Origin of the sequence: Staphylococcus sp. HMSC06C11, from assembly GCF_001808345.1 — a bacterium.
Lineage (GTDB): Bacteria > Bacillota > Bacilli > Staphylococcales > Staphylococcaceae > Staphylococcus > Staphylococcus capitis.
Map to the genome: position 1 here is coordinate 58,924 of NZ_KV793047.1, position 26,611 is coordinate 85,534.

Genomic DNA, 26,611 nt, shown 5'->3' on the forward strand with positions numbered 1-26,611 from the left:
TATTTTACCATTAAATAGACAAAGTAAGAATTCTCGTATTGATGTGTAGTAAATGCTCTAATTAATTTGAGTCTCTACTTAAATCCTCAAATATACTTTGTTTTTGATTTTCATACATACGAATGGCTCGCACATGTTTCAATATATTTTGTTTTTTCGTGGAAAATAATTGAGAAATTTTCTTATCTTGTGTTAATAATTGGTCAACCTTTTGATACTGTTCAAAAAGAGGGGTATCTAACTGTATAATATGTAATCTTACTTCTTGCTTAAGTTCACTAAGATTATTGAATCGAGCCATCACTACTTTTTTCTTATAGGAATGGTGAAGTCGGTAAAAACCAGCATAATTCAAACGTTTTTCATCTAGAGCAGTAATATCGTGTAAATTATTGACTCCTACAAGTACATCCAATATGGGTTCTGTAGCATAATTAAAATGACGCGTGCCACCAATATGTTGAGTGTATTTAACTGGTGAATCTAATAAATTAAACAATATATTTTTGACGTTTTGGTATTCTTTAGCGAACGATTCATTTAAGTCCTCTTTGACTAAAGGTTGAACATAAGTATACATGATTTACTCCTTGTGAATTATAATTTCTCAATTTTACAGTAAAGTCTGACATACTATAACACAATTCATTTTCATAATAAATACGTTTATGTATAATGTTTAATGATAAGGAGTGCAGATATGAAAAAATTACTATTTATTGCAACAATTGTCATATTTATAACCACGCTAACAGCCTGTGGAAATAAAACTAACAAAGATTTTAATGATTTTGACAATAAACTCAGTGATGTTAAGAAAAAGCAAAAAAACGTTGAAGAAGTTATAGATAAAATACATTTAAAAGAGTTAGATAACTTAAGTAAAACGGATACGACAGATAAAAACAAAAAAGAATTTATTGCACTTCAAAAAGATATTAATAACTATCTCATGCCGGAATTTAAGAAATATAAAAAGGCTGCTAATCAATTACCTGCAAATACAAATGATGTTAAAAATCTACGTAACTCGTATTTAGATACTGTTAAAGAGAAAGAAACTTCAATTAATGATTTAAAATCATTTGTTGATTTATGTAATCGTTCTATCAAAGATAATGAAGATATACTAGATTATACGAAACTTTTCGAAAAAAATAGATCAGAGGTAGAATCCGATATTAATAAAGCTACTAATAAAAGTGATGCTGATCAGTTAACATCTAAATTAGAAGAAAATAATAAGCAACTCAAATCTACAGCTAAGAAATATCTCAATTCTTCTACTACAAATTCAGATTCAGCTAAAAAAGCAATCAATGATCATATTTCACCATTGATTGATAAACAAATTAAAGATATTAACCAAACTAATATTTCAGACCAACACGTAGATAATGCTAGGAAAAATGCAATTGAAATGTACTACAGTTTACAAAATTACTATGACACACGAGTAGACACTATCGAAATTAGTGAAAAATTATCTAAAATTGATGTGGATAAATTACCAAAAGAGGGTAAAGATATTTCAAGCAAGGATAAAGAATTTAACAAGCAATACTATGAGTTTAAAGAAAATGTAAAATAGTTATTTTTTGAATTAAATAAAATAAAAATCGATGGTTAACATTATACAGCAGAATGTGTATAATTGTACCCACTGAGATGATTCTTGGGATATGAATATCACGCATATGCTCATAAAATGTGATAAATATTTTTAGAGGTGAATAGAATGGCTATTAAGCTGAGTTCAATTGACCAGTTTGAACAAGTCTTAGAAGAGAATAAATATGTTTTTGTATTAAAACATAGTGAAACTTGTCCAATTTCTGCAAATGCGTATGATCAATTTAATAAATTTTTATATGAAAGAGATATTGATGGTTACTATTTAATCGTTCAACAGGAGCGTAAATTATCGGACTATATTGCAGAAAAAACGAATGTGAAGCATGAATCTCCACAAGCCTTTTACTTTGTAAATGGTGAGATGAAGTGGAATGCTGATCACGATGATATTAACGTTTCTCAACTTGCACAAGCTGAGGAATAAATGAAAATAATTTAAATGTTTAAGTGGCTTGTCATAGACATCTGATAGTGAAGATGTATGGCAAGCCTTTCGTATATTATGAAAAATACTAAGAAAATATGTATAATGTGTTAGTGAATTATGTATAAGTACATCATTATCCTTAAATTTATAAAGATAAGTGAATAATCATATCCTAATAAATATTACTTGTAAAATAAGTACGCGGATAGGTTCAAATGCGAACCATTAAACAATATTTAAGTTGAAAATCATTTTGAAAAAGAGTAAAAGATATAAGGTGGTTAAGACAATGAAGGTTTTAGTAGCCATGGATGAGTTCAATGGAATTATTTCCAGTTATCAAGCGAATAGGTACGTTGAAGAAGCGGTAGCAAGTCAAATTGAACATGCAGATATTGTACAGGTTCCATTATTTAATGGAAGACATGAATTAATGGATTCTGTATTTCTATGGCAGTCTGGAAATAAATATCGTGTTAAAGCTCATGATGCCGATATGAATGACGTAGAAGCGATGTACGGCCAAACTGATAGTGGAATGACTGTTATTGAGGGGAATTTATTCTTAAACGGTGAAAAGCCGATTGATCAGCGTTCTAGTTATGGTTTAGGTGAAGTATTAAAAGCAGCACTGGATAATCAAGCGAAACATATCGTTATATCTCTAGGAGGTATTGGTAGCTTTGATGCAGGTGCCGGTATGTTACAAGCGCTTGGTGCAAAATTCTATGATGATGAAGCAAACATTGTAGATGTGAGTGAGGGTGCATATAAAATTAAATATATTAGACGCATTGATTTATCTGATGTACATCCTCAGCTTGCTAATGCCAAATTACAATTAATGTCCGATTTTTCAAGTCGATTGTATGGTAAGCAAAGTGAGATTATGCAAACGTATCAAACGTTTCAATTAAATCAAAGCGAAGCTGCTGAAATTGATAATTTAGTTTGGTATTTTAGTGAACTATTTAAAAGTGAACTCAAATTAGCAATTGGCCCTATAGAACGTGGCGGTGCTGGGGGAGGCATTGCTGCAGTGTTAAAAGGCTTATATCAAGCTGAAATATTAACAAGTCACGAACTTGTTAATCAAATTACACACTTAGAAGATTTAATTGAGCAAGCCGACTTAATTATTTTTGGGGAAGGACTCAAAGAAAAAGATCAAATTCTAGAGACAACTACTTTGCGTATTGCTGATTTAACTCAAAAATATCATAAACCTGCCATCGCAATTTGTGCCACAAGTGATAAGTTTGATTTGTTTGAATCGCAAGGTGTGACTGCAATGTTTAACACATTTATAGATATGCCTGAAACGTATACAGATTTTAGAATGGGCATTCAAATACGCCATTACACAGTTCAAGCTCTTAAATTACTTAAAACGAGTCTTAATCAATAAATCTATTTTAGATAATAAGATAAGAAAGCGGGCTAGAAATATAATTCATAAAAAAATTATATTTCTAGCCCGCTTTTAAATTAATATCAAAGTTTCGAATGATTATTCTTTTTTAGCAACTTCTTCAGCGATACCTACGACAACTTGAACTGCTTTTTCCATAACATCTATTGATGCATATTCGAATGGGCCGTGGAAGTTACCACATCCTGTGAAAATATTAGGTGTAGGTAACCCCATAAATGATAATTGTGAACCGTCTGTGCCACCACGAATAGGTTCAGTATTAGGTTCAATATCAAGTTTAGCAAATACACGTTTAGGGATATCAATAATGTGTTGTAAGGGTTTAATTTTTTCTGCCATATTATAATATTGGTCATGAACATCGACTTTTACAGGGAAATCCTCATAGTGAGTATTGATGTCATCACGAATTTCCATCATGCGTTTTTTTCGTAAGTCGAACTGCTTTTTATCATGATCACGAATGATATATTGGAGCGTTGCTTTTTCAACGTTACCCTCGAAACTCATTAAATGATAAAATCCTTCATATCCTTCAGTACGTTCAGGCACTTCGCTAGGTGGTAGAAGACTATTAAATTGTTGGCCTAAATTAATTGCATTCACCATTGCGTTTTTAGCGGAACCAGGGTGAACATTCACGCCGTGACAAGTAACTGTAGCTTCCGCCGCATTGAAACTTTCAAATTGAAGTTCACCCAATTGGCTTCCATCCATTGTGTATGCGAAGTCAGCATTAAAACGAGCAACGTCAAACTTGTGAGGTCCTCTACCAATTTCCTCATCGGGTGTGAAACCGACTCGAATACGACCATGCTTAATTTCAGGGTGATCAATTAAGTATTTAATACCTTCCATAATTTCGACAACACCTGCTTTATCGTCAGCGCCAAGTAATGATGTACCGTCTGTAACCATTAATGTATGTCCTACAACTTGGTTTAACTCAGGGAAAACACTTGGATTTAGCACACGATGAGTATCTCCTAACTGGAGCGCTTGCCCATCGTAGTTGTCTATAATTTGTGGTTGAACATTTGTTGCGTTGAAATCTGGTGATGTATCGACATGGGCCAAGAAACCTACTGTTGGCACCTCATCATCTACATTGCTTTCTAAAGTAGCGAATAGATATCCATATTCATCAATATCAGTAGATAACCCAAATGCTTGAAGTTCATTTTCCAATAAACGTAATAAATCCCACTGTTTATCTGTGGACGGTGTTGATTGAGAGTTTGGATCTGATTGCGTATCGATTTTTACATATCTTGTTAATCGGTTAATAATTTGTTCTTTCATTATAATCATCCCCTTAAGGTTAAACTCTATTATTCATATTATACGATTTTCTATAAGTTTTACCTTTGATTTTACCATAATACTGTTTAATACGAGTGTAAATATAATAGATGATTTCAGACACAAGTATACCGAAAGCGATGGCGCCCGAAATTAAAGTGACCTCTAAAAATGTATTTACTGCATAAGTATAATTATTAGAGACTAAGTAGCGAGTCGCTTCGTATGCAGCTCCTCCTGGTACTAAAGGAATGATTCCTGGAACGATAAAGATGATAACAGGTCGTTTATATCGTCTGCTCATAGTATGACTCATTAAACCTAAAATTAAACTTCCTAGGAAAGAAGCGCCTACTTTTCCTAAGTCCATCCCAACTGTGAATTGATAAATTGTCCAAGCTACTGCACCTACGAAACCACAGGCTACAAGTAACTTTTTGGGCGCATTAAATATAATTGAAAAAAGGACTGTGGAAATGAAACTAATTGTAAAATGGAATAAATAAAATAACATTATTAACAGCCTTTCTTATAATAGTAGTAATACAATTGCGACACCCGCACCTATTGCAAAGGCGGTAAGCGCAGCTTCAACGCCACGTGACATACCAGCTAACAATTCTCCTGCTAATAAATCACGAATGGCATTGGTTATAAGGATACCAGGAACTAAGGGCATAACACTTGCAATAGTAATAATATCTTGATTTTTAGCGATTCCAATTTTGGTGAAAATTGCAGCGATACTGATAACTACTGCTGAGGCTACAAACTCTGAGAAGAATTTAATTTGAATGTATTTTTGTACAAAACTAAAAGTTAAAAATGCTGCACCTCCAGCTAAACACGCAATCCAAAAGTCAGAAGCGGTACCTCCAAACATAAATAAGAAGAAGCCACAAGCTATAAATGCAGCAAGAAAATTCATAAAGAATGAATACTGTAGAGATGCACGTCTAAGGTGAATTAATTCTGTTTTAGCTTCATCAATCGTAAGTTGATTGTTAGAAATTTTACGAGATAAGCTATTGGTAAGAGCGATTTTCTCCAAATCTGTTGTACGTTCACGAATACGTATTAATCGTGTACTAGTGCGATCATTAAGTGAAAATATAATCGCAGTAGATGTAACAAAACTATATGTATCATGCAAACCATAACTATGTGCAATACGGTTCATTGTATCTTCAACACGATACGTTTCAGCGCCCGCTTCAAGTAAGATTCTACCTGCAATTAATACTACATCGATAACTTTATTTTCATCTATTATCGTGATGGAATCCGACATACACCTTCACCTCCAAGACAATTTTATTTTTTTAATGAACAATTGAAGTTTACAACTTGCGCTTTTAACTTTCAATAGACACTACACTATTAAAAGCTGAATTTTAATTTTCATATTGTTGTAGTTGTTGTGAAGTTTATTGATAGAATATGATGTTTTTATGAGAATGAATATAAAAAAACTGCCATACATAGATTCATTTTAATCATAAGATTAAATGGTTTACATCTATGATAGCAGTATTTAAAACTTATAGTTTAACAATAGGGTTAAACATCACTTTATTACGTCCTTCACTTTTAGCAACATGAACCATATCGTCGGCATCTTTAAATACTTTACGTTGTGATTTACGATCATCTTGGGTTAAGTATCCGACCCCGATTGAAACGGAAAGTTTGATAACTTCCTTATCTGGAAGATGGAAAGAAGACTTCTCTACACCAGAACGAATATTTTCAGCTAATTTTACGCTTTGATCTAGCGAGTAATTTCTAATGACAACTGAGAATTCTTCTCCACCGTTTCTGAAGATTTTAAATTGATTTGGTACATAATTTTTTAATAGCTGTGACATTTGTTTAAGTACAGCATCACCCGATTGGTGTGAATAAATATCGTTTACATCTTTAAATCCATCAATATCGATTAAGAGTAAAGCTAGACTTTGATTTTTTTCTTCAGCAATACGTGAAACTTCATTTAAATGTCTATCAAATTCTTTTACATTTCCTAAACCTGTAAGGTAATCGTATTTGTCCTCATTTTCATAACGGTTAACTAATGAGAAGAAATGCCAAATATCTACGAATGTAATGGCAGAAGCAATAGTAATAATTAAAGAAATAGGAATAAGTACTAATATTTCTATTAAGTCATAAATTGGACTTGCAAATGCTAATATTAATAAAATGATAATGCTAATGAAATTTAAAATTAGTAAAGAAACAATATCATTTTGTTTTAAAAATGGACCTACAGCACTTACAACACCAGCAATTACGACTAAAGTAATGCCATAAATAATTGAATTTCCAAATATTAATACATCAACTAATGCAACAATGAATGCGGAAGCCAGTGTATATATCATATTTGTATAGCGCCCTAAAAATAATAAAGGCACGAAAGTTAAATGAACGAGATATTCGCTCTTAAATGGAATAGGATATGCAGCTAAGAGTAGAGAAACGAGTGTCATTAAAACTGTCACGTATTCTTTTGAAAATACCATTTTTTTATTTTCTGAATACTGTAATCTGTGAAATAGATAAATACCTGCGACCATGACAGATATGTTGTAAATGATTGCTTCAAACATTTCTAAACCGACTCCTTTGTTGACCATTAGCTATTGTAAGTGAAAACTTACAATTTGTCATCATTTAGCCTTGGAAATTTTGTTCAAAAAATGGAATTTAATGTTAAAATAGTCGCTTAAATGGTATGATAGAAAAAATATATTTGAATTGAAAAAGGTTTAAGTATGATAATTTTTTTATCAATGCTTATTAGATAAATAACACATGTCATCGGAAAGGGCATTCCGGTAACATCCGTTCTAGACTATTGAGGGAGGGGGCGTTATGTTTTATCGTAACGCATAAAATACGTCTGGATATACTATAAATTTATGTGTAGCATCCATCTTCGTCTAAAATTAATTTGATAGAGATGATTACACAAGAAATTTTAAGAAATTGATTAACTTATTTAATGAAGGTGAACTGATGTATACTTTACTACTCATAGCATTTACCATGATAGTCAGTTTAATAATTACGCCCATTATCATTGCAGTATCAAAGAAATTAGACTTGGTAGATCGTCCTAACTTTAGAAAGGTGCATACCAAACCGATTTCGGTAATGGGTGGTACAGTCATATTATTCTCTTTTTTAATAGGTATTTGGTTAGGGCATCCTATTGAGAGAGAAGTGAAGCCTCTTATTTTAGGTGCCATCATAATGTACCTTGTAGGACTTATTGATGACATATATGATTTGAAACCATACATTAAACTTACGGGGCAAATAGTAGCTGCGTTAGTTGTCACATTATATGGCATTACTATAGATTTCATTTCATTACCTATGGGGCCGACGATTCATTTTGGATTTTTAAGTATACCGATAACAGTTATTTGGATTGTTGCGATAACGAATGCCATCAATCTTATTGATGGTCTTGATGGTTTAGCATCAGGAGTCTCTGCAATTGGATTAATGACTATCGGGTTTATCGCTATTTTACAAGCGAATATCTTTATTATTATGATATGTTGCGTGCTATTAGGTTCGCTCATTGGATTTTTATTTTATAATTTCCATCCAGCTAAAATATTTTTAGGTGACAGTGGGGCGCTCATGATAGGTTTTATCATAGGATTCTTATCATTACTTGGTTTTAAAAATATTACATTTATTGCGTTATTCTTCCCAATTGTCATTCTAGCGGTGCCTTTCATTGACACATTGTTTGCGATGATTCGTCGAATGAAGAAAGGTCAACATATCATGCAAGCTGATAAATCTCATTTACACCATAAGTTATTAGCTTTGGGATATTCACATAGACAAACCGTACTACTTATTTATTCAATTGCAATCATGTTTAGTTTATCAAGTGTGATTCTTTACTTATCACAACCACTTGGTGCACTCATGATGTTTATCCTCATTATATTTACAATCGAATTAATTGTAGAATTTACTGGTTTGATTGATGATAATTATCGTCCAATTTTAAATTTAATTACTCGAAAAGGGGACCACAAGCAACATCGTTATGATGAGCAACAGCCCCCTAGACACTAATAAAACGATCACGTGTAAGGATTAAAAGGATAACTCCTCATGCGTGATCGTTTTTTATACATCATTTAAATTAAGTCGTTGAGATATCGAAAGGTAATAATTTAAAATCTTCTTCTTCTAAATCATAATTACTAGCTGTAATACGGTTAAGAAATTGGATAAATTCATCGTAATCCTCTTTTACAACATCTATTTGATAGCTCACTTTGTCGGTATAAAATTGATTTCTTAGCATATAAGGTGTTGAAGCGAGCTCGTATTCAAATTTTCCAGTTAAATCATAACTTATAGTGACTGTTACAGGTACAGCTTCTCTTAGTTCTACTCGTCCAATATCGTATATCACATCTCTAACAGCACCGCTATAAGCACGGATAAGACCGCCACCACCTAATTTAATACCTCCGAAATAACGTGTGACTACTACACATGCGTCATGAATCTCTAATTTTTTTAAAATTTCTAGCATTGGTACACCAGCAGTACCACTCGGCTCACCATCGTCATTCGCTTTTTGGATGTTCATTTCAGGGCCAACAGTATAGGCTGAACAATTGTGAGTTGCATCTTTATGAGAGGATTTGATTTCATTAATAAATGCTTTTGCCTCCTCCTCGTTTTGAACGGGTCTAATATGTGCGATAAAGCGAGATTTATTAATGACATTTTCAATTTGATGTTCTTCTTTGATAGTAATTATCGGTTTTACCATATATTTTTGTCACCTACAATTTCGTACGTTTTTCAATAATATTATTATACACATATCTATGAAGAGTCTAAATCATTTAAATAAGATTTTCTTTTTCATAAAAATATTGTATTATGACAATGAGTATAATTGAGGAGGACTACTATGAAGGTTGCAGTAATGGCCGATTCAACAGGCTATTTACCACAAGAAATCATTGATAAATATAATATACCGATTGCTCCATTAAGTGTGACATTTGATGATGGGCATACATTTACAGAGAATGACCAATTTTCAATAGATGATTTTTATAAGAAGATGGCTTCATCTAAAACTATACCTACAACAAGTCAGCCCGCTATTGGTGAATGGTTGAAAAACTATGAAAAACTTAGAGATGAAGGATACACAGATATCATTGTAATTAACTTATCAAGTGGTATTAGTGGAAGTTATCAATCTGCTACACAAGCCGGAGAAATGGTTGATGGTGTTAACGTGCATACATTTGATAGCCGTCTCGCTGCAATGATTGAAGGTAGCTTTGTGATCTATGCAATTCAACTAGTAGAAAAAGGTTACACAGCTAAAGAAATTATTAATGAACTAACTGATGTAAGAGAACATATAGGCGCATATCTTATAGTTGATGATCTTAAGAATCTACAAAAAAGTGGGCGTATTACAGGTGCTCAAGCTTGGGTAGGTACGCTATTAAAAATGAAACCTGTACTTCGCTTTGAAGAAGATGGTAAAATTCATCCACATGAAAAAGTGCGTACGAAAAAACGCGCATTTAAATCTTTAGAATCAAATGTCTTTGAATTAATTAAAGACTTGGATGAAGTAACTGTATTTGTCATCGATGGGGATAAAAAAGAAGATGGACAAGCATTTTTACAACAACTTAAAGAAGACTACCCTAATGTGAATATTCAATACTCCGAATTCGGTCCAGTTATTGCATCTCATTTAGGTTCTGGTGGTTTAGGTTTAGGTTACTTCCCTAGAAAAATTGAAATTAATTAATAATATTACTGATAAAAAGTCTGAAACATGTAAGAGGATGAGAACTTTAGTAATTACGACATGTAATTAGTAGAGAACTAAATCTTCTAAAGTGTTTTAGGCTTTTTTAGTTAGAAAGTAGGGATTTATGATTAAACATTACGGTAAACTTATCTTTCCATCAATTCAGTTAAATGATGAAAAAGTTGCTCGTATTACGAAAGGCATTATTAAAAAAGAAGGACATTATTACTGTATTCAATGTGGTAATGAGGATAATAGTTATATGTCAAAGTACTATTCTCCCTTTTTGGACAAAGAAATTATTTACTGTAGGCGATGTATTCAATTGGGAAGGATAGATAGCATCACAGACTATAGAATTACCGAAAGTACACAATTAGCTACTGAAGGAGAGTTTGAATTACCATTTACATTGTCAAAGCAACAACAATATGCATCTGACGCTATCATTAAAGCTATAAAAAATTCTGAAAATCTCTTATTATATGCAGTGACAGGTGCAGGTAAAACAGAAATGATGTTTGATGGAATTAGCTTAGCACGGCAACTTGGACACAATGTGGCAATATTATCTCCTAGAGTAGATGTAGTTATTGAAATTAGTCATCGCATCAAAGAGGCTTTTAAAAACGAAGAAATAGATATTTTGCACCAGAAACAATCTCAAAAGTATAATGGGCATTTTGTTATCGCAACAGTGCATCAATTATATAGATTCAAACAACACTTTGACACTATTTTTATTGATGAAGTCGATGCCTTTCCATTATCTATGGATCCCAACCTCTCATTAGCAATCGATACCGCTTCTAAAACAATTCATTCTCATATTTATATGACAGCAACACCACCACGTCAACTTATTAAACAAATGTCTTCTAATAAAATAATTAAACTTCCAGCTCGATTTCATAGACAACCACTACCCGTACCTCGCTTTAAATATTTCAAATTAAACTCAACTCGAGTGCAACCCCAATTCATTCACCTTTTGCAAACGCAAATTAAACAACAACGGTATACTTTGGTATTTTTTAATCACATTGAAACTATGAAAAATGCATATCTAAGGTATCGATCTCATATTCCTAATCTCATCTGTGTTTATAGTGAAGACGTATATAGATTTGAAAAGGTAGAAGCACTTCGCCGTGGTGAGCACTCAATCGTTTTTACAACAACTATACTGGAAAGAGGATTTACCATGGCGAGGTTAGACGTTATTGTCATAAATGCAGAAACATTCTCTAAAGCGGCTTTAATACAAATCGCCGGACGTGTAGGGCGTAAAATAGAAGAACCAAATGGACTTGTACTATTTCTTCATGAGGGTGTCAGTCTATCAATGATGAGTGCTAAAAAAGATATTACAGAGATGAATCGTTTAGGTTATAAAAGAGGGTGGCTAGATGCGTAGATGTATACAATGTATGACACCATTGAAAGAAATTATTCATGTATATAATATTTTTAAACCGCCCACACCATTTTGTGAACGATGCGAACAATTGTGGAATAACATAAGAATAACTCATCTCGATGAAAGATGTTCTAGATGTCTTAATATAAAAACTTCTGATTCAAATGACTGTCTGGATTGTCAATTCTTGGAAAAGGAATTCAAATTGATGGATCAATTGTATTGTCAATATCGTTACCAAGGAGTAATGAAAGACGTGTTACAACAATATAAATTCATGAGAGACTATGAACTTTCTAATGTGTTATCTCAAAAACTGCAATTACCTCAAACAGATTATGATTATATTGTTCCGATTCCATCGCCATTTCAACGTGATGTTGAACGGACATTTAATCCTGTAGCTACAGTTTTAGATAAAATGGGGGTTGATTATGTGAATATTTTAGGAACAAATATACGCCCAAAACAGTCTGAGTTAGGTAAATTAGAACGTGCCAATGCTCCAAATCCGTTCTACGTAAAGGAAGAAGACATTGACATAGAGGGTAAAGTAATACTACTCATTGATGATATTTATACAACTGGATTAACAATACATCATGCAGGGTGTAAATTATTATCGTTAAATGTCAGAAAATTCAAAGTGTTTGCGTTTGCACGATAAACCAAACGTGGTAAAATATAAGTAAGCATTACCAATATAAGAGGTTAAAGGAGAGATTACTATGATTAGATTTGAAATTCATGGAGATAACCTCACTATCACAGATGCAATTCGCAACTATATTGAGGACAAAATTGGTAAGTTGGAGCGTTATTTTAATAATGTGCCAAACGCAGTAGCACATGTTAAAGTTAAAACTTATTCTAATTCAGCTACTAAAATTGAAGTTACTATTCCGTTGAAAGATGTGACATTAAGAGCTGAAGAAAGACATGATGATTTATATGCTGGCATTGATTTAATCACTGGTAAATTAGAACGACAAGTACGAAAATATAAAACTCGTGTAAATCGTAAACATAGAGATCGTGGAGATCAAGAAGTATTTGTGGCAGAAGTACAAGAAGCATCACCTGGGGAAGTAAGTGGTGCTGAAGAATCTGTAAGCGATAGCGAAATTGAAATTATCCGTTCAAAACAATTTAGTTTAAAACCAATGGACTCAGAAGAAGCGGTATTACAAATGAACTTATTAGGACATGATTTCTTCATCTTTACAGATAGAGAGACAGATGGGACAAGCATTGTTTACAGACGTAAAGACGGTAAATACGGATTAATCGAAACAACTGAATAAAATTTGTATAGACACATTGATTAATATGTGAAGTGATTAAAGAGGCTTTCTATTTTGTATTGATAGGAAGTCTCTTTTTAAATGGGTGATTTAGAGAGTGGTCAGATAGGCTACTCTTTTTTAATTTAAGGTTTTTTAGCTAATTAATTGTATAGAAATTTATTTTTTAGAAAATTCTTAATAAGATAAACAAATATTTCACTTTTAATGCAAATAAATACTTGATTTTAATTTGTTATTAGAATAATACTATAAGTGAAATTATTAAATAATAATTTTAATAATTAAAACAATATGAAAGAGGTGAGAAATTATGCCAAAAATAACAATTCTTTTTTCTACGTGTATGATGTTGATGTCAATGTTGCTCTTTTATACACCCGTTAGTCATGCCCAAAGTCTATCCTCAAAACAAACTATGGTGAATCAGCAAAATCAAAATAATACTACTACACAATTCTCGGGAAATACTGATAATGCGAAGAAAGCTACTACAGATGATGAACCGTCGTTTGAAAACTCTAAAGTAAATCAATATATTATCCAACATCATCTTCAACATTCTCACGTTGTCAATGATCCACGTATGAACACTCTTCCAAAATTGGAATATAAGGAAGGTACTTATATTGGTGTTGTAATCCATGAGGTAGGGGAAGACCATCGATCTTTACAAAAATGGGTTGATAACATGTATGCAACATACAATACAGCATTTGTACACGCATTCGTTGATAATAATGAAATACATCTTACTGCACCTTCAAAATATTATGTATGGGGGGGCTGGACCTAAAGCGAATCCATACTTCTATCAAATTGAACTTGTAAGAATGTATAACTTCGTAGATTTTGCGAAATCAGTGAATAACCAAGCATGGCTTGCAGCATTTATGTTAAAACAAAATGGAATAACTCCAACACTTGCTGACACAAATGAAGGAAAAGGTTCTGTTATCAGTCATAACGCGGTAAGCAGATGCTGGGGCGGAACAGATCATGTTGATCCATATGAGTATTACGCAAGATGGGGTTACGATATGCAACAAATGTATGAATTAATTAAATACTACTATGATAATATGGCGTAAAATCGCATGATTGTAAAATACGTGTATTAGACTCGGCTAGAAGCTTATATTAGGCTTCTAGCCTTGTTCATTTTGTTTGCTCCTACAGTAAGTTTTTATTTTTGAGTTGTTTATTTGCATATACTACTTCACTAATCATTTAACCGTTAATTGATGGACACATATCTTTGATTATGCTAACGTGGTTTGACGATTCTAAAATTGTATAATTTCAATTTCAGTTATTTAAACTACGGTTTTTATAATATATTCAAAAATTATTTATTTATGACGAGAAAAAATTGTTTCTATCGTGTTAAAATAAATATGTTGTTGATTTATAGGGATAGCTACAATTGATGGTTGGATTATAGTCTAACTAGTCATAACTAACAAGAACTTCATTTTCAATGAGGAAAGTAACAAGGAAGATATTAGTAAGACTCAAGGTATGAGTATATAAGTATAATTTTAATGGTATTAATGATAAGATAAATTGTTGTAAGCCAAACAGTTTTAGCTAAAGGAGCGACGCATGTAATGGGATTTTTATCGAAAATTGTTGACGGCAATAAAAAAGAAACGAAACGCTTAGGTAAACTTGCAGATAAAGTACTCGCGTTAGAGGAAGATACTGCATTATTAACTGATGAAGAAATTCGTGAAAAAACTAAAGCGTTCCAAAAAGAATTATCCGAAATTGATGATGTAAAAAAACAAAATGATTATTTAGATAAAATTTTACCTGAAGCATATGCACTTGTACGTGAAGGCTCTAAGCGTGTATTTAACATGATACCTTATAGAGTACAAGTTATGGGTGGTATCGCGATTCATAAAGGCGATATCGCTGAAATGAGAACAGGTGAAGGTAAAACTTTAACAGCGACAATGCCAACTTATTTAAATGCGCTGGCCGGTCGTGGCGTTCACGTGATTACAGTCAATGAGTATTTATCAAGTTTTCAAAGTGAAGAGATGGCTCAATTATATAATTTCTTAGGTTTATCTGTTGGACTTAACTTAAATAGTAAGTCTACTGAAGAAAAGCGTGAAGCATATGCACAAGATATTACTTATAGTACTAATAATGAACTTGGCTTCGATTACTTAAGAGATAATATGGTGAATTATGCTGAAGAAAGAGTTATGCGTCCATTACATTTTGCAATTATTGATGAGGTCGATTCTATTTTAATTGATGAGGCGAGAACACCTTTAATTATTTCTGGTGAAGCTGAAAAATCTACATTATTATACACTCAAGCTAATGTATTCGCTAAGATGCTCAAAGCAGAAGATGACTATAATTATGATGAAAAAACAAAAGCCGTTCATCTAACTGAACAAGGTGCTGACAAAGCTGAGCGTATGTTTAAAGTAGACAATTTATACGACGTTCAAAACGTTGAAATCATTAGTCATATTAATACTGCATTAAGAGCTCATGTAACGTTACAACGCGATGTGGATTATATGGTTGTTGATGGCGAAGTACTTATTGTGGACCAATTTACAGGACGTACGATGCCTGGACGTCGTTTTTCTGAAGGATTGCACCAAGCTATCGAAGCTAAAGAAGGTGTTACGATTCAAAATGAATCTAAGACTATGGCATCTATTACATTCCAAAATTACTTCAGAATGTATAACAAATTAGCTGGAATGACTGGTACTGCAAAAACTGAAGAAGAAGAATTCCGCAACATATATAATATGACAGTAACTCAAATTCCTACGAATAAACCTGTCCAACGTGTTGATAAGGCAGATTTAATTTATATTAGTCAAAAGGGTAAATTTGACGCAGTAGTTGAAGACGTAGTTGAGAAGCATAAAAAAGGACAACCTATCTTATTAGGTACCGTGGCAGTAGAAACATCAGAATACATTTCTAATTTACTTAAAAAACGTGGTATCCGACATGATGTATTAAATGCGAAAAACCATGAACGCGAAGCGGACATCATTGCAAACGCTGGTCAAAAAGGTGCTGTAACCATTGCGACAAACATGGCTGGTCGTGGTACAGACATCAAACTTGGCGATGGTGTTGAAGAACTTGGTGGACTCGCTGTTATAGGTACTGAACGTCATGAATCTCGTCGAATTGATGACCAGTTACGTGGTCGTTCAGGACGTCAAGGTGATAGAGGTGACAGTCGTTTCTATCTATCACTTCAAGACGAATTAATGGTTCGTTTTGGTTCAGAACGTTTACAAAAAATGATGAATAGACTTGGTATGGACGATTCAACTCCGATAGAGTCTAAAATGGTTTCAAGAGCTGTTGAATCTGCTCAAAAACGTGTAGAAGGTAACAACTTTGATGCGCGTAAACGTATCCTTGAATACGATGAGGTGTTACGTAAACAACGTGAAATTATTTATAATGAACGTAACGAAATTATAGATAATGAAGATAGCTCTCAAGTAGTCAATGCTATGTTACGTTCAACATTACAACGTTCAATTAACTATTATGTTAATGAAGATGATGATAATCCTGATTATGCACCGTTTATAAACTATGTGAATGATGTCTTTTTACAAGAAGGAGACTTAGCGGAGTCTGAAATCAATGGTAAGGATTCTGAAGACATCTTTGAAGTTGTTTGGGCGAAAATAGAAAAAGCTTATGAGCGTCAGAAAGAAAAATTAGGCGATCAAATGAGTGAATTTGAACGAATGATTTTATTACGTTCTATCGATAGTCACTGGACAGATCATATCGATACAATGGATCAATTACGTCAAGGTATTCACTTGCGTTCATATGCACAACAAAACCCTCTTCGCGATTATCAAAACGAAGGCCATGAACTGTTTGATATTATGATGCAAAATATTGAAGAAGATACTTGTAAATATATCTTAAAATCAGTAGTACAGTTTGAAGATGATATTGAACGTGAAAAAACAAAAGATTTAGGTGAGGGTAAACATCTAACTGCTGAAGATGGTAAAGAAAAAGTAAAATCTCAACCCATTGTAAAAGGTGATCAAGTAGGGCGAAACGACCCATGTCCATGTGGCAGTGGTAAAAAGTACAAAAATTGCCATGGACAAGCATAAATCAACACTAAATGTTGCAATGTTCAATAATAAAGACTGAGGCATATTCTAATGGCTCGGTCTTTATTATTATTTTCTTGATACTAATGTCGTGACTTCAAACTTTTTAAGTTTGAATGTTAATTTTCATAAAGATGAATTTCATGTAAGATATAGTATGATAAATGCTAAAAGCGCTAAACATTCAGTAATAGGAGAGAAAATCAATGGAATTATCTGAAATTAAACGTAATATAGACGAATATCAAAATAATTTAAATCAAATTAGGGGGTCTCTTTGACTTAGAGAATAAAGAGACTAATATCCAAGAATATGAAGAGATGATGGCAGATCCAAACTTCTGGAATGATCAAAATAAAGCTCAAGAAATTATAGATAAAAATAACGCTTTAAAGTCGATAGTGAATGGGTATCACAATTTAGCCAATGAAGTTGATGATATGAGTGCAACTAGAGAATTGTTACAAGAAGAATATGATGAAGATATGAAAGAAGAACTTGAGAATACTGTCATTCAATTTAAAGATAAAATGGATCAATTTGAATTGCAATTACTTCTGGATGGGCCACATGATGCAAATAATGCCATACTTGAACTTCATCCAGGCGCCGGAGGAACTGAATCACAAGATTGGGCGAGTATGTTACTAAGAATGTATCAACGTTATTGTGAACAAAATGGCTTCAATGTTGAGACGGTGGACTATTTACCGGGTGACGAAGCAGGCGTAAAAAGCGTAACGCTATTGATTAAAGGTCATAATGCTTATGGTTACTTAAAAGCAGAAAAAGGCGTGCACCGATTAGTCAGAATCTCACCATTTGATTCCTCGGGTAGACGACATACGTCGTTTGCCTCTTGTGACGTGATTCCAGATTTCAATAATGATGAAATTGAAATAGAAATTAATCCGGATGATATAACGGTTGATACCTTTAGAGCTTCAGGAGCTGGTGGTCAGCATATTAACAAAACAGAATCAGCGATCAGAATTACTCACCATCCTACAGGTATTGTAGTCAATAACCAAAATGAACGTTCGCAAATTAAGAACCGAGAAGCAGCAATGAAAATGTTAAAATCTAAGTTATACCAACTAAAATTAGATGAACAAGAACGTGAAATGGCTGAAATTCGTGGTGAACAAAAAGAAATTGGGTGGGGAAGTCAAATACGATCTTATGTTTTCCATCCTTATTCAATGGTTAAAGACCATCGTACAAATGAAGAAACTGGTAAGGTTGATGCAGTCATGGATGGCGATATTGGGCCATTTATAGAAGCTTATTTAAGAAAAGAAATGGACAATGAAGAAGTTTAATAATTTAAGTTCCTCATTTATTAGTGTTAGTGACTAGTAAATGAGGTTTTTAATTTAATAAACATTAAGTAGGTAATGTTTTGTGTAATAAAATATCTAATAATAATATGTAATATGCAATTTATAATATTACCACATATAGTTTCAAACTTAGAAAAGTAACCCTTTACACCGTTATTGTAAAGATAGTTAGCGTTTTATATCGTGTTTTTGTAATCATTCTCTTTTTACTGTTATATTACATCGCTATAACATTAAACATCTCAAGCTTGGGGTGTGCTATATTTGAACTTGTAAATTTAAGAACAAACTAGCAAAGGAATGACAACTAGATGAAAAAAACGCTAACTGTAACTTTAAGTTCGATTGCAGCATTTTTTGCAATCAACACTGCAGCTAACGCTCAAGAATCAGAGGCGTCTCAACAGGACGTAAATTCACCAGACGTTGTTACAACGAATCAATCTAATTTAGGAACATATATAGTTAAAGCAGGAGATTGTTTATATAATATCGCAGTAGAACACGGCATCACTTTAGAACAATTATATACATTAAACCCAGGAATCCAACCGCTTATTTTCCCTGGTGATAAAATAGTTGTTTCAGAGAGTGGCGTTAATCCATCACAATTTGAAAGTGAAGAAATCTCTATTCCGCAAACTACATTTGAGTCAACTTCAACTGATGAATCAGGTGTTACTTATGAAAATTATGAAACACCAATCAATTTTTCTCAAACTTCTTATGATGGTTTAAGAAGTATTTCGAATGCAGGTAACCTATATACTGATGGACAATGCACTTACTATGCATTTAATCGTCGTGCTGAATTAGGAAAACCAATTGGTAGTTTATGGGGCAATGCTAGCAACTGGGCAGCATCTGCTAGCCAAGCTGGATTCAATGTAAATAACACACCTGAAGTAGGAGCTATATTCCAAAGCGCTCCTGGACAAAATGGTGCTGGTGCGTATGGACATGTAGGCGTTGTTGAGTCAGTAAATCCTAATGGTACATTAACTGTTTCTGAAATGAACTGGAACGGTGGCGTAAACGTTAAATCATATAGAACAATTTATAATCCAGGTTCTTACAATTATATTCACTAAAAGACTAAATTATAAAAGTGAAAAAGAAAAAATTAATATATGTATTTTAAACAAGGCTGTAACAGTGTTTATTGTTACAGCTTTTTTATTCAAGTTACACTATATGTCATCAACTTAATAAGTAAGCGATTTAAACTCTTATTGAAATTTAATTATCAAACAAGGATATTCTAAGATATATGCAAACTAGAATCTCTTACCTTTATAAAAAATTAATATATAAAAATATGAATTTACTTTCAATAATAAAATGGATTGATATAATAACTATAAGTAATTAGACAAATTTCGTTTACAGGGAGGTATCGTGATATGGGTGTACATCAATATTTTAAAAGACTTTCTGATTTAGAAAAATTAATAAGACTACCGGGTAAGTTTAAATATTTCGAACATAATGTCGCTGCCCACTCATTTAAAGTGACTAAAATTGCCCAGTATTTAGCAACTGTTGAAGAATATTATGGAAATGAAATCAATTGGAAAAGTCTATATGAGAAGGCGTTAAATCACGATTTCGCGGAAGTTTTTACCGGTGACATTAAAACCCCTGTTAAATATGCAAGCAGAGAATTAAAGAAACTATTCTCCCAAGTAGAGGAAGAAATGGTAGATACATTCATAAAAGAGGAGATTCCTGAACAATATCAAAAAGTATACAGAGAACGACTACAAGAAGGTAAAGATGATTCTTTAGAAGGTCAAATTCTCTCAGTGGCAGACAAAATTGATTTATTATATGAAACTTTTGGAGAAATTCAAAAACGTAACCCAGAACCTTTATTCTTTGAAATTTATGAAATGAGTCTAGAGACAATTATTCAATTTGATCATTTAAATTCAGTAAAAGACTTCATAGATAATGTTATTCCTGAAATGCTTACAGAAAACTTCATTCCAAGAACTGAGTTACGTGAAACGACTATGACAATCTTAAATAGAAGAAATGGGTGACGATAATGATTTGGTATGCATGTGCCGCCTTTTTTCCTTGTATATTAGTGGTATTATTTACTGTTGTCACTAGAAGTAAATGGATAGGTACATTATTAACGCTAATATTAATAGGTACTTCGATTTATAAAGGTTTTTTTCATAACGAATGGATTATATTTATAGATGTAGTGAGTCTTCTAGCAGGTTATTTAATCATTGATAAATTGAAATTTCATAAGAATCAAGATGATTCTAGTTAGGAAATATCAATATATAGAAAGCGTAAACAAATCTTTTGAAGGTTACAGAAGATTGTTTTATAGTATCTTTAAACGAGAAAGACTTAAATTAAATAACTTTTTAAACAAGCATGGTGTTTCACTATGTTTGTTTTTATTTTCAAAAAATCTCAAGCGAACAAACGTTTGCTTTAGTCGTTATAAATTTGTTAGAATAATACATAATGAAACTTAAGACTATAAACGTGAGTGTTAAATTTTAAATGAGTGAGAAATTAAATAGGAGGCGTATGTCAGAATGGTTGAACATGTTCCATTTAAGTTGAATTCTGAATTTGAACCACAGGGGGATCAACCTCAAGCGATACAAAAAATTGTTGATGGTGTGAATAATGGAAAACGTCATCAAACTTTACTTGGTGCGACAGGAACAGGTAAAACATTCACTATGAGTAACGTCATCAAAGAAGTCGGTAAACCTACATTGATTATTGCACACAATAAGACATTAGCTGGGCAACTTTATAGTGAGTTTAAAGAATTCTTCCCTGAAAATAGAGTAGAATATTTTGTAAGTTATTACGATTATTATCAACCAGAAGCTTATGTTCCATCAACTGATACTTTCATAGAAAAGGACGCCTCCATCAATGATGAAATTGACCAATTACGTCATTCGGCTACAAGTGCGTTATTTGAACGCGATGATGTAATAATTATTGCTAGTGTAAGTTGTATTTATGGTTTAGGTAATCCGGAAGAATATAAAGACTTAGTAGTTAGCGTTAGAGTTGGAATGGAAATGGATCGCAGTGAATTGCTACGAAAATTAGTAGATGTTCAATATACACGTAATGATATTGATTTCCAACGTGGTACTTTTAGAGTGCGTGGAGATGTTGTAGAGATTTTTCCTGCATCTAGAGAAGAAATGTGTATTAGAGTAGAGTTCTTTGGAGATGAAATTGATCGCATCAGAGAGGTCAATTATTTAACTGGTGAAGTGATACGTGAACGTGAACATTTTGCTATTTTCCCAGCCTCTCACTTCGTAACTCGTGAAGAAAAGATGAAAGTTGCAATTGAACGAATTGAGAAAGAATTAGAAGAAAGACTTAAAGAATTACGCGATGAAAATAAATTATTAGAAGCTCAGCGACTTGAACAGCGCACGAATTATGATCTCGAAATGATGCGTGAAATGGGCTTCTGTTCAGGTATTGAGAATTATTCTGTTCACCTTACATTAAGACCTTTAGGCTCTACACCTTTTACATTGCTTGACTATTTTGGAGATGATTGGCTTGTAATGATTGATGAATCACACGTTACTTTACCACAAATTCGTGGTATGTATAACGGTGACAGAGCTCGTAAACAGGTGCTTGTAGATCATGGGTTCCGTTTACCAAGTGCACTTGATAATAGACCTCTAAAATTTGAAGAGTTCGAAGATAAAACTAAACAACTTGTATATGTTTCTGCTACACCTGGACCTTATGAATTAGAACATACTGATGAAATGGTTGAACAGATTATTCGTCCAACTGGCTTACTCGATCCTAAAATCGACGTTAGACCAACTGAAAATCAAATTGATGATTTACTCAGTGAGATTCAAGAACGGATAGATAGAGATGAACGTGTGTTAGTAACAACATTAACTAAAAAAATGAGTGAAGATTTAACCACATATATGAAAGAAGCGGGTATTAAAGTTAACTATTTACACTCTGAGATTAAAACATTAGAACGTATCGAAATTATTCGGGATTTGCGTATGGGAACTTATGACGCTATTGTAGGGATTAACCTGTTGAGAGAGGGTATTGATATACCTGAAGTGTCTCTAGTAGTTATACTTGATGCTGATAAAGAAGGATTTCTACGATCAGATCGTTCTTTAATTCAAACAATAGGTCGTGCTGCACGTAATGATAAAGGTGAAGTTATTATGTATGCAGATAAAATTACTGATTCAATGCAATATGCAATTGATGAAACGCAAAGACGTCGAGATATTCAAACGGCGCATAATAAGGAACACGGTATAACTCCTAAAACGATTAATAAGAAAATACATGATGTTATTAGTGCTACAGTAGAAAGTGATGAAACTAATGATCAGAAACAAACAGAACTACCTAAGAAAATGACTAAAAAAGAAAGACAAAAAACTATTGAAAATATAGAAAAAGAAATGAAAAAAGCAGCTAAAGATTTAGACTTCGAGAAAGCAACAGAATTAAGAGATATGTTATTTGAATTAAAAGCAGAAGGGTGACGTTTAAATGAAAGGACCGTCAATAGTCGTTAAAGGCGCACGTGCACATAATTTAAAAGGAGTAGATATTGAGCTACCCAAAAATAAACTTATTGTCATGACTGGACTTTCAGGCTCTGGTAAGTCTTCTTTGGCATTTGATACGATTTATGCAGAAGGACAAAGACGATATGTGGAGTCTCTAAGTGCATATGCACGTCAGTTTTTAGGACAAATGGATAAGCCAGATGTTGATACAATTGAAGGTTTATCACCTGCCATTTCTATTGATCAAAAGACAACTAGTAAAAATCCACGATCAACTGTTGCAACTGTAACTGAAATCTATGACTATATACGTCTGCTTTATGCACGCGTAGGTAAACCTTATTGTCCGCACCATGGAATAGAAATAGAATCTCAAACTGTTCAACAAATGGTGGATAGAATTCTAGAACTTGAAGAACGTACAAAAATCCAACTACTTGCACCTGTAGTGTCTCATAGAAAAGGAACACACGAAAAATTAATTGAAGATATAGGTAAAAAGGGTTATGTACGCTTACGTGTCGACGGAGAGATTGTAGATGTCAATGAAGTGCCCGAACTTGATAAGAATAAAAATCATACTATTGAAGTAGTTGTCGACCGCTTAGTCGTTAAAGATGGAATTGAGACGCGTTTAGCAGATTCAATTGAAACGTCTTTAGAACTAGCGGAAGGTAACTTAACTGTTGATGTCATTGATGGTGATGAACTAAAATTTTCTGAAAATCATGCATGTCCTATTTGTGGATTCTCAATTGGTGAGTTAGAGCCAAGAATGTTCAGTTTCAATAGTCCATTTGGTGCATGCCCAACATGTGATGGTCTTGGTCAAAAACTAACAGTAGACATGGATTTAGTTGTTCCTGATAAAGATAAATCATTAAATGAAGGTGCAATTGAACCATGGGAGCCTACAAGTTCGGACTTCTATCCAACATTGTTAAAACGCGTATGTGAAGTCTATAAGATCAACATGGATAAACCATATAAAAAGCTGACAGATAGACAAAAGAATATCTTGATGCACGGTTCTGGAGATAAAGAAATTGAGTTTACTTTCACTCAACGTAATGGGGGCACACGTAAACGCAAAATGGTATTCGAAGGGGTTATTCCTAATATCAATCGACGCTACCATGAGTCTCCTTCTGAGTATACCCGTGAAATGATGAGCAAGTACATGACAGAACTTCCATGTGAAACGTGTCATGGTAAACGTTTGAGCCAAGAAGCTTTATCTGTCTATGTTGGCGGTTTTAATATTGGTGAAGTCGTGCAATACTCCATTAAAAATGCTTTGAATTATTATGAAAAGATTGAATTAAGTGAGCAAGACAGAGCGATAGCAAACCAAATCCTTAAGGAAATTATTTCAAGATTATCTTTCTTAAATAACGTAGGTTTGGAATATCTTACTTTAAATCGTTCATCTGGTACTTTATCAGGTGGGGAAGCACAACGTATTCGTCTTGCTACTCAAATAGGTTCAAGACTAACAGGAGTATTGTATGTATTAGATGAACCTTCAATTGGGCTACATCAAAGAGATAATGATCGCCTAATTAGTACATTAAAAGAAATGAGAGATTTAGGAAATACGTTAATTGTTGTTGAACACGATGATGATACGATGAGAGCAGCAGATTATTTAGTAGATGTAGGTCCAGGTGCAGGGAATCATGGTGGAGAAATTGTTTCAAGTGGTACACCTGCTAAAGTAATGAAAGATAAAAAATCATTAACTGGACAATATCTTAGTGGCAAAAAACGTATTGATGTACCCGAACATAGACGAGAAGTAACTAATAAGAAAATTAGCATAAAAGGTGCTAGAAGCAATAATCTTAAAAACGTCGATGTTGAATTTCCTTTATCAGTAATGACTGTTGTTACTGGAGTGTCTGGTTCTGGTAAAAGTTCATTAGTTAATGAAATTTTATATAAATCACTTGCCCAAAAAATTAATAAATCTAAAATAAAACCTGGAGATTTTGACACAATTGATGGTATTGATCACCTCGATAAGATTATTGATATTGATCAATCTCCAATTGGTAGAACTCCACGTTCAAATCCAGCCACTTATACAGGCGTTTTCGATGATATTAGAGATGTCTTTGCTCAAACGAATGAAGCTAAAATACGTGGTTATCAAAAAGGTAGATTTAGTTTCAATGTTAAAGGCGGACGTTGTGAAGCTTGTAAAGGTGACGGTATCATTAAAATAGAAATGCATTTTTTACCAGACGTTTATGTACCATGTGAAGTGTGTGATGGTAAACGTTATAATCGAGAAACCTTGGAAGTAACTTATAAAGGTAAAAATATTGCCGATGTATTAGAAATGACTGTTGAAGAAGCAACACATTTCTTCGAAAATATTCCAAAAATTAATCGAAAGCTTCAAACACTTGTTGATGTCGGCTTAGGTTATATTACTTTAGGACAACAGGCGACAACTCTTTCAGGTGGTGAAGCTCAACGTGTAAAATTAGCCTCTGAATTGCATAAGCGTTCCACAGGACGTTCTATTTATATCCTTGATGAACCTACAACGGGGCTGCACGTTGATGATATTAGCCGTTTGTTAAAAGTTTTAAATCGATTAGTAGAAAACGGTGATACAGTTGTGATTATTGAACACAACTTAGATGTAATTAAAACTGCAGATCACATTATTGATCTTGGACCTGAAGGTGGCGAAGGCGGGGGTACTATAGTTGGTACTGGTACTCCGGAAGAAATTGCTGAAAATAATGACTCTTATACTGGAACATATTTAAAACCTGTTTTAGAAAGAGACAGTATAGAATAAATAGCCAATTAGTAAAGATAACGCTTCAAAGTTTTAGTTAACCTTTACTAATGCTAACCAACTTTGATAGGCTAGGACATTAATATTGTCCTAGCCTTAATTCTTTATCATGATGATAGCTTTTAAAATTAAGATATATTCATTGTAAGTTTTTAATTCTTATTAACCATTGCAACAAGTCCATAGCTAATAAAGTTTTTTCTAAAGTATTTATTGAGATATGCAAGTTAAAGTGAGTGTTTTATAACTTTAATACAAGAATTCAAACCTATAATTTATTAATGGTTAAAATACTCACCTCAGATGTTAAAAAAATTAACATTCATATATTTAAGTTAATGGTTATTTAAGAATATTTTAAAAGTTAAATCGTC

The 26,611-nt window shown here is 33.0% G+C and carries 21 protein-coding genes and 1 pseudogene; 16 read left to right on the top strand and 6 right to left on the bottom strand.

Annotation, left to right across the window (positions count from 1 at the left end; all coding sequences use genetic code 11):
- Positions 1 to 61 precede the first annotated feature (61 nt).
- Entirely contained in the window at positions 62 to 580 is a 519-nt protein-coding gene (locus tag HMPREF3154_RS08675; RefSeq protein WP_030064713.1) for a GrpB family protein, read from the bottom strand.
- Between the two features lie 120 nt (positions 581 to 700).
- Between HMPREF3154_RS08675 and HMPREF3154_RS08680 the strand changes: the two genes are divergently transcribed.
- The 3 genes from HMPREF3154_RS08680 to HMPREF3154_RS08690 all read left to right on the top strand — a co-directional run bounded on the left by HMPREF3154_RS08680 (position 701) and on the right by HMPREF3154_RS08690 (position 3,470).
- Complete coding sequence (locus tag HMPREF3154_RS08680) at positions 701 to 1,591, top strand: EMYY motif lipoprotein (RefSeq protein ID WP_030064715.1); 891 nt, start codon at positions 701 to 703, stop codon at positions 1,589 to 1,591.
- 147 nt (positions 1,592 to 1,738) lie between these two features.
- Positions 1,739 to 2,059, top strand: a complete 321-nt coding sequence (gene ytxJ / locus HMPREF3154_RS08685) for a bacillithiol system redox-active protein YtxJ (RefSeq protein ID WP_002433080.1) — start codon at positions 1,739 to 1,741, stop codon at positions 2,057 to 2,059.
- Between the two features lie 292 nt (positions 2,060 to 2,351).
- Positions 2,352 to 3,470 carry a glycerate kinase gene (locus tag HMPREF3154_RS08690; RefSeq protein ID WP_030064717.1) on the top strand — a complete coding sequence of 373 codons (1,119 nt, stop codon included), beginning with the start codon at positions 2,352 to 2,354 and terminating at the stop codon, positions 3,468 to 3,470.
- Between the two features lie 102 nt (positions 3,471 to 3,572).
- On the opposite strand, the gene pepT is transcribed toward HMPREF3154_RS08690, so the two are convergent.
- The 4 genes from pepT to HMPREF3154_RS08710 form a co-directional block, all read right to left on the bottom strand.
- A complete protein-coding gene (gene pepT / locus HMPREF3154_RS08695) occupies positions 3,573 to 4,799 on the bottom strand; it encodes a peptidase T (protein WP_030064719.1) in 1,227 nt (408 codons plus the stop codon).
- 19 nt (positions 4,800 to 4,818) lie between these two features.
- The gene (locus HMPREF3154_RS08700) at positions 4,819 to 5,313 is read right to left on the bottom strand and encodes a threonine/serine exporter family protein (RefSeq protein ID WP_002469625.1); all 495 of its coding nucleotides are present in this window, start codon (positions 5,311 to 5,313) and stop codon (positions 4,819 to 4,821) included.
- 15 nt (positions 5,314 to 5,328) lie between these two features.
- Positions 5,329 to 6,090: a threonine/serine exporter family protein gene (locus HMPREF3154_RS08705; protein ID WP_023350663.1), complete on the bottom strand. Its 762-nt coding sequence runs from the start codon at positions 6,088 to 6,090 to the stop codon at positions 5,329 to 5,331.
- 250 nt (positions 6,091 to 6,340) lie between these two features.
- Entirely contained in the window at positions 6,341 to 7,411 is a 1,071-nt protein-coding gene (locus HMPREF3154_RS08710; protein ID WP_002433106.1) for a GGDEF domain-containing protein GdpS, read from the bottom strand.
- A 409-nt stretch (positions 7,412 to 7,820) separates the two neighbouring features.
- Here HMPREF3154_RS08710 and HMPREF3154_RS08715 point away from each other — a divergent pair, with 409 nt between their 5' ends.
- Positions 7,821 to 8,906 carry a glycosyltransferase family 4 protein gene (locus tag HMPREF3154_RS08715; RefSeq protein WP_023350662.1) on the top strand — a complete coding sequence of 362 codons (1,086 nt, stop codon included), beginning with the start codon at positions 7,821 to 7,823 and terminating at the stop codon, positions 8,904 to 8,906.
- A gap of 70 nt (positions 8,907 to 8,976) precedes the next feature.
- On the opposite strand, the gene HMPREF3154_RS08720 is transcribed toward HMPREF3154_RS08715, so the two are convergent.
- On the bottom strand, positions 8,977 to 9,618 hold the full coding sequence (locus HMPREF3154_RS08720; protein WP_030064722.1) for a YigZ family protein: 642 nt from the start codon (positions 9,616 to 9,618) through the stop codon (positions 8,977 to 8,979).
- Between the two features lie 144 nt (positions 9,619 to 9,762).
- Here HMPREF3154_RS08720 and fakB1 point away from each other — a divergent pair, with 144 nt between their 5' ends.
- From fakB1 to uvrA, 12 genes and pseudogenes are all read left to right on the top strand, one after another.
- Positions 9,763 to 10,629 carry a fatty acid kinase binding subunit FakB1 gene (gene fakB1 / locus HMPREF3154_RS08725; protein ID WP_002433264.1) on the top strand — a complete coding sequence of 289 codons (867 nt, stop codon included), beginning with the start codon at positions 9,763 to 9,765 and terminating at the stop codon, positions 10,627 to 10,629.
- A 127-nt stretch (positions 10,630 to 10,756) separates the two neighbouring features.
- Positions 10,757 to 12,049, top strand: coding sequence for a DNA/RNA helicase (locus HMPREF3154_RS08730; RefSeq protein ID WP_037582567.1), 1,293 nt, complete (start codon positions 10,757 to 10,759; stop codon positions 12,047 to 12,049).
- On the top strand, positions 12,042 to 12,719 hold the full coding sequence (locus tag HMPREF3154_RS08735) for a ComF family protein (protein WP_030064727.1): 678 nt from the start codon (positions 12,042 to 12,044) through the stop codon (positions 12,717 to 12,719). Before HMPREF3154_RS08730 ends, HMPREF3154_RS08735 begins: the two co-directional genes overlap by 8 nt.
- A 61-nt stretch (positions 12,720 to 12,780) precedes the next feature.
- Positions 12,781 to 13,356 carry a ribosome hibernation-promoting factor, HPF/YfiA family gene (gene hpf, locus HMPREF3154_RS08740; protein ID WP_023350658.1) on the top strand — a complete coding sequence of 192 codons (576 nt, stop codon included), beginning with the start codon at positions 12,781 to 12,783 and terminating at the stop codon, positions 13,354 to 13,356.
- A 313-nt stretch (positions 13,357 to 13,669) separates the two neighbouring features.
- Positions 13,670 to 14,447: pseudogene (locus tag HMPREF3154_RS08745) on the top strand (N-acetylmuramoyl-L-alanine amidase).
- Positions 14,448 to 14,966: 519 nt separating this feature from the next.
- The gene (secA, locus tag HMPREF3154_RS08750) at positions 14,967 to 17,501 is read left to right on the top strand and encodes a preprotein translocase subunit SecA (protein WP_070474668.1); all 2,535 of its coding nucleotides are present in this window, start codon (positions 14,967 to 14,969) and stop codon (positions 17,499 to 17,501) included.
- A 206-nt stretch (positions 17,502 to 17,707) separates the two neighbouring features.
- Positions 17,708 to 18,824 (top strand): peptide chain release factor 2 gene (prfB, locus tag HMPREF3154_RS08755; RefSeq protein ID WP_096389352.1). Its coding sequence is split into 2 segments (ribosomal slippage): positions 17,708 to 17,779 and positions 17,781 to 18,824, totalling 1,116 coding nucleotides; the frame shifts between segments, so codons are not numbered across the junction.
- 332 nt (positions 18,825 to 19,156) lie between these two features.
- Positions 19,157 to 19,936 carry a COG3942 and LysM peptidoglycan-binding domain-containing protein gene (locus tag HMPREF3154_RS08760; protein ID WP_023350653.1) on the top strand — a complete coding sequence of 260 codons (780 nt, stop codon included), beginning with the start codon at positions 19,157 to 19,159 and terminating at the stop codon, positions 19,934 to 19,936.
- A 312-nt stretch (positions 19,937 to 20,248) separates the two neighbouring features.
- Positions 20,249 to 20,890, top strand: a complete 642-nt coding sequence (locus tag HMPREF3154_RS08765) for a YfbR-like 5'-deoxynucleotidase (RefSeq protein ID WP_002433218.1) — start codon at positions 20,249 to 20,251, stop codon at positions 20,888 to 20,890.
- 5 nt (positions 20,891 to 20,895) lie between these two features.
- Positions 20,896 to 21,132, top strand: a complete 237-nt coding sequence (locus HMPREF3154_RS08770; protein ID WP_070474671.1) for a CsbA family protein — start codon at positions 20,896 to 20,898, stop codon at positions 21,130 to 21,132.
- Between the two features lie 277 nt (positions 21,133 to 21,409).
- On the top strand, positions 21,410 to 23,395 hold the full coding sequence (gene uvrB, locus HMPREF3154_RS08775) for an excinuclease ABC subunit UvrB (RefSeq protein WP_002433232.1): 1,986 nt from the start codon (positions 21,410 to 21,412) through the stop codon (positions 23,393 to 23,395).
- A gap of 7 nt (positions 23,396 to 23,402) precedes the next feature.
- The gene (uvrA, locus tag HMPREF3154_RS08780; RefSeq protein ID WP_030061168.1) at positions 23,403 to 26,237 is read left to right on the top strand and encodes an excinuclease ABC subunit UvrA; all 2,835 of its coding nucleotides are present in this window, start codon (positions 23,403 to 23,405) and stop codon (positions 26,235 to 26,237) included.
- Positions 26,238 to 26,611: the final 374 nt, after the last annotated feature.

Excerpts from the sequence above, each read along its gene's own strand:
- HMPREF3154_RS08675 (WP_030064713.1), bottom strand. The coding sequence starts at position 580 with ATGTATACTTATGTTCAACCTTTAGTCAAAGAGGACTTAAATGAATCG.
- hpf (WP_023350658.1), top strand. The coding sequence starts at position 12,781 with ATGATTAGATTTGAAATTCATGGAGATAACCTCACTATCACAGATGCA.
- HMPREF3154_RS08760 (WP_023350653.1), top strand. The coding sequence starts at position 19,157 with ATGAAAAAAACGCTAACTGTAACTTTAAGTTCGATTGCAGCATTTTTT.
- HMPREF3154_RS08680 (WP_030064715.1), top strand. The coding sequence starts at position 701 with ATGAAAAAATTACTATTTATTGCAACAATTGTCATATTTATAACCACG.
- pepT (WP_030064719.1), bottom strand. The coding sequence starts at position 4,799 with ATGAAAGAACAAATTATTAACCGATTAACAAGATATGTAAAAATCGAT.
- uvrA (WP_030061168.1), top strand. The coding sequence starts at position 23,403 with ATGAAAGGACCGTCAATAGTCGTTAAAGGCGCACGTGCACATAATTTA.
- HMPREF3154_RS08720 (WP_030064722.1), bottom strand. The coding sequence starts at position 9,618 with ATGGTAAAACCGATAATTACTATCAAAGAAGAACATCAAATTGAAAAT.
- HMPREF3154_RS08705 (WP_023350663.1), bottom strand. The coding sequence starts at position 6,090 with ATGTCGGATTCCATCACGATAATAGATGAAAATAAAGTTATCGATGTA.
- HMPREF3154_RS08735 (WP_030064727.1), top strand. The coding sequence starts at position 12,042 with ATGCGTAGATGTATACAATGTATGACACCATTGAAAGAAATTATTCAT.
- HMPREF3154_RS08770 (WP_070474671.1), top strand. The coding sequence starts at position 20,896 with ATGATTTGGTATGCATGTGCCGCCTTTTTTCCTTGTATATTAGTGGTA.
- fakB1 (WP_002433264.1), top strand. The coding sequence starts at position 9,763 with ATGAAGGTTGCAGTAATGGCCGATTCAACAGGCTATTTACCACAAGAA.
- HMPREF3154_RS08730 (WP_037582567.1), top strand. The coding sequence starts at position 10,757 with ATGATTAAACATTACGGTAAACTTATCTTTCCATCAATTCAGTTAAAT.
- HMPREF3154_RS08700 (WP_002469625.1), bottom strand. The coding sequence starts at position 5,313 with ATGTTATTTTATTTATTCCATTTTACAATTAGTTTCATTTCCACAGTC.
- HMPREF3154_RS08765 (WP_002433218.1), top strand. The coding sequence starts at position 20,249 with ATGGGTGTACATCAATATTTTAAAAGACTTTCTGATTTAGAAAAATTA.
- uvrB (WP_002433232.1), top strand. The coding sequence starts at position 21,410 with ATGGTTGAACATGTTCCATTTAAGTTGAATTCTGAATTTGAACCACAG.
- ytxJ (WP_002433080.1), top strand. The coding sequence starts at position 1,739 with ATGGCTATTAAGCTGAGTTCAATTGACCAGTTTGAACAAGTCTTAGAA.
- HMPREF3154_RS08710 (WP_002433106.1), bottom strand. The coding sequence starts at position 7,411 with ATGTTTGAAGCAATCATTTACAACATATCTGTCATGGTCGCAGGTATT.
- HMPREF3154_RS08715 (WP_023350662.1), top strand. The coding sequence starts at position 7,821 with ATGTATACTTTACTACTCATAGCATTTACCATGATAGTCAGTTTAATA.
- secA (WP_070474668.1), top strand. The coding sequence starts at position 14,967 with ATGGGATTTTTATCGAAAATTGTTGACGGCAATAAAAAAGAAACGAAA.
- HMPREF3154_RS08690 (WP_030064717.1), top strand. The coding sequence starts at position 2,352 with ATGAAGGTTTTAGTAGCCATGGATGAGTTCAATGGAATTATTTCCAGT.